Raw genomic sequence first — 298 nt, 5'->3', positions numbered from 1 at the left:
CAGTAAAATCACTGTATGCTACTAGGATTCAAAACCCAACTCAAAGTTAACAAGCAACAACGACTACTACTGGCGCAACACGCAGGAGTAGCCAGACACGCTTGGAATCAAGGTTTAGCACTTTGTCGACAGGTACTATTACATAATAAACTTAATCCTCAAGACAAAATCAAATTTCCCACAGCCATAGATTTACACAAATGGTTAGTAGCAGCCATTAAATCTACCCATCCTTGGTATTATGAAGTATCTAAATGCGCCCCTCAATACTCATTAAGATATTTGTCAGATGCTTTTA

Annotated in this window: 1 protein-coding gene; it reads left to right on the top strand. The window is 38.3% G+C overall.

Features of this window, described 5'->3' with window-relative positions:
- Window positions 1–15: 15 nt before the first annotated feature.
- On the top strand, window positions 16–298 hold a 283-nt coding region (locus FFR48_RS28615), incomplete at its 3' end, for a helix-turn-helix domain-containing protein (protein ID WP_162502004.1).

Source organism: Sphaerospermopsis reniformis (genome assembly GCF_005402885.1).
Taxonomy (GTDB): Bacteria; Cyanobacteriota; Cyanobacteriia; order Cyanobacteriales; family Nostocaceae; genus Sphaerospermopsis; species Sphaerospermopsis kisseleviana.
The sequence above is the reverse complement of the archived record's forward strand: the minus strand, read 5'-3'. Positions and strand labels throughout refer to the sequence as shown.